The organism is Streptococcus sp. HMSC077F03, from assembly GCF_001812375.1.
Lineage (GTDB): Bacteria > Bacillota > Bacilli > Lactobacillales > Streptococcaceae > Streptococcus > Streptococcus oralis_S.
In genome coordinates this window covers 1-8,359 of record NZ_KV808802.1, presented here as the reverse complement: position 1 = coordinate 8,359, position 8,359 = coordinate 1, and the positions used below count along the sequence as shown (strand labels likewise).

At 36.5% G+C, this 8,359-nt stretch carries 2 protein-coding genes; both read left to right on the top strand.

Annotated elements, in window-relative coordinates; translation table 11 throughout:
• On the top strand, positions 1-4,691 hold a 4,691-nt coding region (locus HMPREF2853_RS09470), incomplete at its 5' end, for a ZmpA/ZmpB/ZmpC family metallo-endopeptidase (RefSeq protein WP_070536134.1).
• Between the two features lie 240 nt (positions 4,692-4,931).
• A partial coding sequence (locus HMPREF2853_RS09465) for a sialic acid-binding adhesin (RefSeq protein WP_148131412.1) occupies positions 4,932-8,359 on the top strand: 3,428 nt, incomplete at its 3' end.

Here is an 8,359-nt window from a genome sequence, read left to right as displayed (position 1 = left end):
AAGAGGGAGAATCCTTAGTTCAAGAACCACAGTCAGAATATACAGGCAAGATTGAAGTTAAAGGTACTCAGGAGCCAGGTAAAGAAGGTGAGTCGGTAGTTCAAGAAAAGTTACCTGAATATAAAGTAACTGAGGGCGCGGTTACGAAAGAAACTACTACGGAGATTGACTATAAGACAGAAATTATCGAAGATCCAACCAAATATACGGATGAAGAAACTGTCATCCAAGATGGAGAAAAGGGTAGTCAAATTACCAAAACGACTTATAAGACTCTCGACGGTATTGAGACTGATCAAGTTTTAAATACAACAACCATTGTCATCAAAGAACCAGTCATTAAAAAAATAAGCCGTGGTACAAAACCAATTGAAGGAACTCTGGTAGAAGAAAGTCTTGAAAAGATTCCGTTTAAGGAAAAGGTTGAAGAAGATGATCAACTTAAAAAAGGTGAAAGAGTTACTGTCAAAGAAGGAAAAGACGGACAGAAAAAGATTATAAAAACTTATAAGACAATTAAAGGACTGAAGACTGAAGAAGCACCGAAAGTTGTCGAACAGATTTTGGAGTTAGATCAAGATCGTATCGTTAAATTAGGAACTAAAAACTTTGAAAAACCAATTTTAAGTTTGTCGCTTATCGATGTTAAAGATTTAAAACGAACATCTCAAATTCGTTACAATTTGGAAAACCCAAGTAAGGCAACTATAAAATCCATTACCCTAACTCTTAAAAAGGGTGATGAAATTGTCAAAACATTGACTATTTCGCCAGACAACTTAACAGCTAGCCTGACAGATTTGCAGTACTACAAGGATTATAAACTCGAAACCAAGATGGTTTATGACCGTGGTGAAGGTGATGAAGAAGAAGTTCTAAGGGAAGAACCACTAAGAATTGACCTCAAAAAAGTTGAAGTCAAAAATATTAAAGAAACAAGCTTAATAAGTGTTGATACTGATGGTGTTGAAACGGATAGTAGCTTCTTAACTTCTGTTCCAACTGATGTAAAACCATACTATCTAAAAATCGCTACGCATGATAATAAGGTGACCCGTCTTGCTGTGGATAAAATCGAAGAAGTTACTGTCGATGGAAAAACACTATACAAGGTCACTGCTAAAGCTCCTGATCTAGTTCAGCATACTAATGGTAATGAACTCAGTGAAGAATATGTTCATTATTTTGCCAAGCCAAAATCTCACGAAGAGAATGTCTACTACGATTTCAATGAATTGGTAAAAGCAATGCAAGCTAATCGTAAGGGGACGTTTAAGCTTGGTGCAGATTTGAACGCAGCAAATGTTCCAACTCCAAATAAACAATATGTACCAGGTGTATTTAATGGTCATTTAACAAGTGTTGATGGAAAACAGTATACCATTCATAATATCGCTCGACCATTGTTTGAGCGTATTGAAAATGCTTCTGTGAAGAATATCAACCTTGGCAATGTGAATATTAATATGCCTTGGGCAGAAAATATTGCACCCGTTGCAAGAATTGTTAAAAATGCTGTAATCGAAAATGTCAAAGTTACAGGCCATATTATTGCGAAAAATGATATTGCTGGTGTGGTTAATAAATTAGATGGCGAGGGCGCTAAAGTTAATAATGTTGCTTTCATTGGTAAAATTGATGGTGTTGGGGATAAAGGATGGAATCTTGCTGGTATTGTGGGTGAGATTTGGAAAGGCCATGCGAATAAAACATATGTAGAAGCTGATATTACAGCAACTAAGGCTCGGGCTGCTGGTCTTGCGTCTACTGTTGACAATAGTTCGGACCCTAATGGCATCGGTAAATATGGGACTGTACGAAATTCAGTCGCTAAAGGAACAATTAAAGTTAAATCACCTGTAGATGTTGGAGGTTTCATCAGTAAGAACTGGGTATGGGGCAAACTTGAAAATAATGTTTCAATGATGAAAGTTGAGAACGGTGAAGAATTCTATGGTTCCGGTGATATTGATTACGATGGGGGATACTTCACGAATAATGCTCTTGAAAGAAACTTTGTTGTAAAAGATGTTAGTGCAGGTAAACATTCGTTCAAATATTCTCGTTCACATAGAATTAGAGAAATTAGTCTCGAAGAAGCTAATACCAAGATTGATGCAATGGGAATCACTGCTGATAAGTTTGAAATTAAACCTCTAATTGAGGACACTCTCAACAATACAAAATCATTAGATGAGACCTATAAAGATATTCAAGATTACAGAATTGACCGTGAACTTGCTTATCGTAATATCGAAAAATTACAACCTTTCTATAATAAAGAGTGGATTGTCAATCAGGCCAATAAATTGGGAACTAGTTCAAACTTGGTTACGAAAGAAGTTCTTTCCGTTACAGGTTTGAAAAATGGACAGTTTGTAACAGATTTATCTGATATTGATAAGATTTTGATTCACTATGCTGACGGAACGAAAGAAGAATTACTTGTTGTTGCTAAAGATAGCTCTAAAGTGAAACAAGTTAAAGAGTATAGTATTGTAGAACTAGGTGAAATAGTTTATACTCCAAATATCGTTGATAAGGATAGAAGTGATTTAATCCAATCAATTCTAGAAAAATTAAGTCCAGTTGAGTTACAGTCTGATACCATTTATAAACATTTAAATAGACTTGGTGACGGAAAAGTAAATGCCATTAAGAATCTTTATCTGGAAGAGAGTTTCAAGTTCGTAAAAGAGAATCTTGGTAAATTTATTACGAAACTTGTTCACAACCAAGATCATCAGCTAAATACTGATGAAGCTGCAAAACGTGCTTTGATTAAGAAAATAGATGATAATAAGGCTGCTCTACTTCTTGGTTTGTCCTATCTCAATCGATACTATGGAATTAAATTTGAAGATTTTAACATCAAAGAGATTATGTTATTCAAACCAGATTTCTATGGTAAAAAGGTTGATGTCCTAGATAGGATTATCAATATCGGTTCTAAGGAAAATAATATAAAAGGTGATCGTACTAACGATGCCTACCGTGAAGTAATTTCAGGTTCAACAGGTAAGGGTAATCTTCATGAGTTTTTAAAATACAATATGGAACTCTTTACAAGTGATAGAGATCTGAATGATTGGTTCATAAAATCAACTAAAGATAATGTTTACATCGTTGAACCTAAAACAACGAATCCTGAGTTTGCTGGTAAGAAACATAGAGCATACGAAGGATTAAATAATGATATGCATGGTAAAATGATCTTGCCACTTTTGAACTTAAAAGATGCCCATATGATCTTGATTTCAACTTACAATACCATGGCTTATAGTTCTTTTGAGAAATATGGTAAGAATACTGATGCAGAAAGAAATGCCTTTAAGGCTGAAATTGATAAAGTTGCTAAGGAACAACAAAATTATCTGGATTTCTGGTCTCGTTTGTCTTTAGATAAAGTACGTAACCAATTATTGAAGAGTAACAATATGGTCCCAACTCCTGTTCGAGATAACCAGAACTACAAAGGAATCAGTACGGATCGTTATGGTCATACTAACAAAGATAAAGATGTTGCACCAGTACGTGAAGTATTTGGACCAACTGGTACCTATCATGATACGAACTGGAATATGGGAGCTGTAGCTCGAGTTTATGCTAATCCATATAAAGATGATTCAGTCTTCTTTATGGTAACGGATATGATTAGTGATTTTGGAGTATCTGCCTTCACGCACGAAACAACTCACGTTAATGATCGTATGGTTTATCTAGGCGGTTCAAGACATCGTGAAGGAACAGATCTTGAAGCATTTGCTCAAGGAATGCTACAAACTCCTTCAGTATCGAATCCAAACGGGGAATATAAAGCTTTAGGTATCAATATGGCCTATGAACGTTTGAATGATGGAAATCAGTGGTATAATACGAATCCAAATGATCTTAAGTCTAGAGATGAGATTGATCGTTATATGCAAGGGTACAATGATACGCTCATGCTCCTAGATTACCTGGAAGGAGAAGCTGTCCTCAATAAAGCTAGTCAAGAATTAAATAATGCTTGGTTCAAGAAGGTAGATAGACAATACAGGGGGAATAACACTAAGAATCAATTTGATAAGGTTCGACCTTTAAGCGATGAAGAGAAAGCTATTCCTTTACATACAGTAGATGACTTGGTAACCAATAATTTCATGACGAACCGTGGTCCGGGTAATAGAGTTTATAATCCTTCCGATTTTGATTCTGCTTATGTTACTGTCCCTATGATGACTGGTATCTATGGTGGAAATACAAGCGAGGGCGCTCCTGGAGCGATGTCCTTTAAGCACAACACCTTTAGAATTTGGGGTTACTATGGTTATGAAAAAGGTTTCCTAGGTTATGCATCAAATAAATATAAGGATGAATCTAGAAAAGAAGGTAAATCCACGCTAGGTGATGATTATATTATTAAGAAACTGTCTGATAATAAATTTAGTACTTTGGAAGATTGGAAGAAAGCATATTTCAATGAGGTTGTAACAAAAGCGAAAAATGGAATTCAGTCAGTTGAAATCGACGGCACAACCTATAATTCTTACGAAGATTTAAAACAAGCGTTTTCTGCTGCTGTTGAAAGAGATAGAATCAGTTTGAAGAACGGCTCTGTTAAGTTTGATAATACAATTGCACTAAAAGAAAAACTATTCAAGAAACTTTTACAACAGACGGATAGCTTTAAAACTTCTATCTTTAAGTAATCTTTTTAGACAAATAGGCTGAGTGATATATAGAGAATGGAGAGGACAAAATGTCCTCTCCATTTTTTTGAATTCAAGAAGCTACTTTTTCAGAATAATACTAAGTTTTTACAAATAAAAGTATCTTCCACAACTTGCAAAAAGAGCTTAAAAATTATAGAATGAGTGGTATAATACTTTATAATTATATATAAAAATCTAAATATTTTTATATTGATAGTGGTAGTTAAAGGAGTATTGATGAAAAAAGAGATTATTAATAAAAACCTTAAAAAACAGGATAAAGAAAAGGTTATGCGCTTTTCAATTCGAAAATATAGTTTTGGTGCTGCAAGTGTGGCAGTTGCAACACTATTAATGTTTTTAGGAAATGGTGCTGTTTCTGCTGATCAATTGAAAATTTCTGAAGAGTCAGTTAATAAGGTTGAACTAATGCAAGATGGTGAAAAGATCAGTACTGATCAGAGTAACGCGAAGGATAGTCAACCTGAATTAGATAAAAGTTTACTTGCAAACTATATTTTAGAAGTTGAAACAAACATTACTAGTGGTGTATATTCAACAAAAACAGAAGAAAGCTTAGCTAATTTATCAACTGAATTAGCTTCAGCAAAAGCTAGTTTAAACAGTGCACTAAACCAAGAAGAATTGAATAGAGCCTACCAAAAATTAGTGACTGCAGTGAACTCTAAGCTGAGAAATAAAGTAGTTGAAAAAAAAGAAATTTCAGAAGATACCACGAATAGACAAGATACTGTGACTCAAAAAACAGAGAACGTGGAAAAAGAAACTGAAAATTCGGAGAAAAATACAGAGCCTAGTCAGGATGACAAAACGGAGTCAACTGTTCTTCGTAAGAGTAGCTCAGTGGATAGTAATACTGGATTCCGAGCAGCTGTAAATGAAGATCCTAAAGTAGATTTTACCTTTTCGATTCCATCAGAGAAGAAAATTTACATCTATAATGAAGAGAACTTCACATTAGAAATCCCAGTATACTCTGAAAGTGGAAAAATCCGCTATGCAACAATTAAAAAGGGTTCTAGACAGAAGTTTAATAATGTTCCAGATACGGAAAATGATCTTGATATTGAATATGGATTTACTGCTACCGTAATAAACCGAGCAGAAAACCCAACTTTAACAACACCTGCTACAAAGAAAAATCCAGCTAAAATTGTCATTAAAGGGCGTCCCAATGATGTGTTGAAAAATAATAGCGGTTATACCAAACGAGAAGATCAAAACTTGAATATTGGAACTCGTTATTTACAGGTAGTTGATGATAAAGGTAGAGAAAATCTGAAAAAAGGGCAAGACATGTCTGATCCCGCTTATTTCTATCTTGTATTGAAATCTCAGTCAAAGAAGTACGCTTTGCGAGCTCAGCCTGCAGATGAATTGATAACAGTTAGTAGCCTAACAAATCCAACTGCTGAAGATAGAGAGAAAATCAAGAATGGTATTCAGATAGAATATTCAACAGCTAATGAAGATGCGAGATTAGTGAATAAACGTGGAACTTTAGTAGAGAATCCTGATGAAATCATTCAATCAATTGATGTTGTAGGAAATAACATTGTGGTAACCTTTACTGATGGATCTACAAGAACAAGACCTGTAGGGGAGGTTTTGAGGGAGAATATCCCCCCAACTGTACAAGTACCATATTCTAACGAGCAAAATAGGACTATCTATGTATACTCTAGTGAAGAAACTGACTTAACCTTTACTGCTAAAGATGAATCTAAAATTAAAGATATGAAACTTCGAGGTGCTGGTGATTCCACCGAAGGTAATCTAGATGCCTTTGGTTATACAGTCGGGAAAATCACAGAAAGTGCCCTAACGAGTGGAGAAGGCTCTGTTTCAGATGATAAGAAAAGCGCTAGTATTAAAATGACTGGGATTACTAATGCAAAACCTGGTCAAAAATGGACAAGTATCATTGTAGCGAATGATTATAACAACGGAGAGAGTGCATCATACAACGGTAGGATTGAGGAAACTATAAATGTAGCAGAGCGTCAAAAAACAGCAGGATATGTGGAGTTTGTGGTTAAAAATCAAACTTCAAAATATGACATACAGGCTCCTGAAAGTAAGGTAAGTGTAGTAGATCCTAATAACATTACAACTGAAGAATTTGAAAAAATAAAAGAAAAAGTAAAAATTGAATACTCTCAAACTAACGATGATGCAAATCTGATTAGTAAGAGTGGAAAAATAGTTGAAAATCAAGAAGCGCGAATCGATACTATTGCCAAAGATTTAAATGGAAATCTAGTTGTAACTTATAAAGATGGTTCAATTGATACAAGATTTTTATCAGAATTCATAACTTTAAACAAACAACCTGCTATCGATGCTATTAATGATGCTGCTGAAAGCAAGATTGTAGAAATCAATTCCAATCTACTTGCAACTGCTGAAGAGAAGGCAGAAGCAATTGCAAAGGTGAACGCTGATAAAGAAAAAGCTTTAACAGCAATTGGTGATGTGAATATTACAACAAAAGAGGCATTAGATTTTGCAAAAGGAGAAGGGCTTTTAGCAATCAGTAAGGACAATCCTATAACAATAAAGAAAGATGCCGCAAAAGCAGCTATCGATGATGCCCTGAAAGCCAAGGAAGCAGAGATTAATTCTCGTATCGATTTGACGGACGAGGAGAAGGCTGCAGCGAAAGCAGATGCCAAGGCGAAAGCCGATGAGGCTAAGAAGAACATTGACGCTGCGACCACAAATGCTACAGTAGAGAGTGCTAAAACAAGTGGAATTATTGATATAGAAAGTGTAAATCCTCAAGCAGGTCAGAAAAAAAATGAAGCCAAAACTTCTATTGAGCAGGCCCTTAAAGCTAAGGAAGCAGAAATTGATTCACGTACTGATTTGACGGACGAGGAGAAGGCTATAGCGAAAGCAGATGCCAAAGCTAAGGCCGATGAAGCCAAGAAGAACATCGACACTGCGACGACAGATGAAGCAGTATCGCAAGCCAAGACTGCTGGAACAACGAGCATTGCCTCAGTTAACCCAACTGCGCAAAGCAAGCCAGCAGCCAAGCAAGCGATTGATGAAGCCCTGAAAGCTAAGGAAGCAGCGATTGATTCACGTACCGATTTGACGGACGAGGAGAAGGCTATAGCGAAAGCAGATGCCCAGGCTAAGGCCGATGAAGCTAAGAAGAACATTGACGCTGCGACCACAAATGCAGAAGTCGACCAGGCTAAGTCAACTGGGACAACTGAAGTTAACGGAGTCAACCCAACTGCGCAAAGCAAGCCAGTAGCCAAGCAAGCGATTGATGAAGCCCTGAAAGTCAAGGAAGCAGCGATTGATTCACGTACCGATTTGACGGACGAGGAGAAGGCTATAGCGAAAGCAGATGCCAAAGCTAAGGCCGATGAAGCCAAGAAGAACATCGACACTGCGACGACAGATGAAGCAGTATCGCAAGCCAAGACTGCTGGAACAACGAGCATTGCCTCAGTTAACCCAACTGCGCAAAGCAAGCCAGCAGCCAAGCAAGCGATTGATGAAGCCCTGAAAGCTAAGGAAGCAGCGATTGATTCACGTACCGATTTGACGGACGAAGAGAAGGCTGTTGCGAGGGCAGATGCCAAGGCTAAAGCTGATGAAGCTAAGAAGAACATCGACGCTGCAAC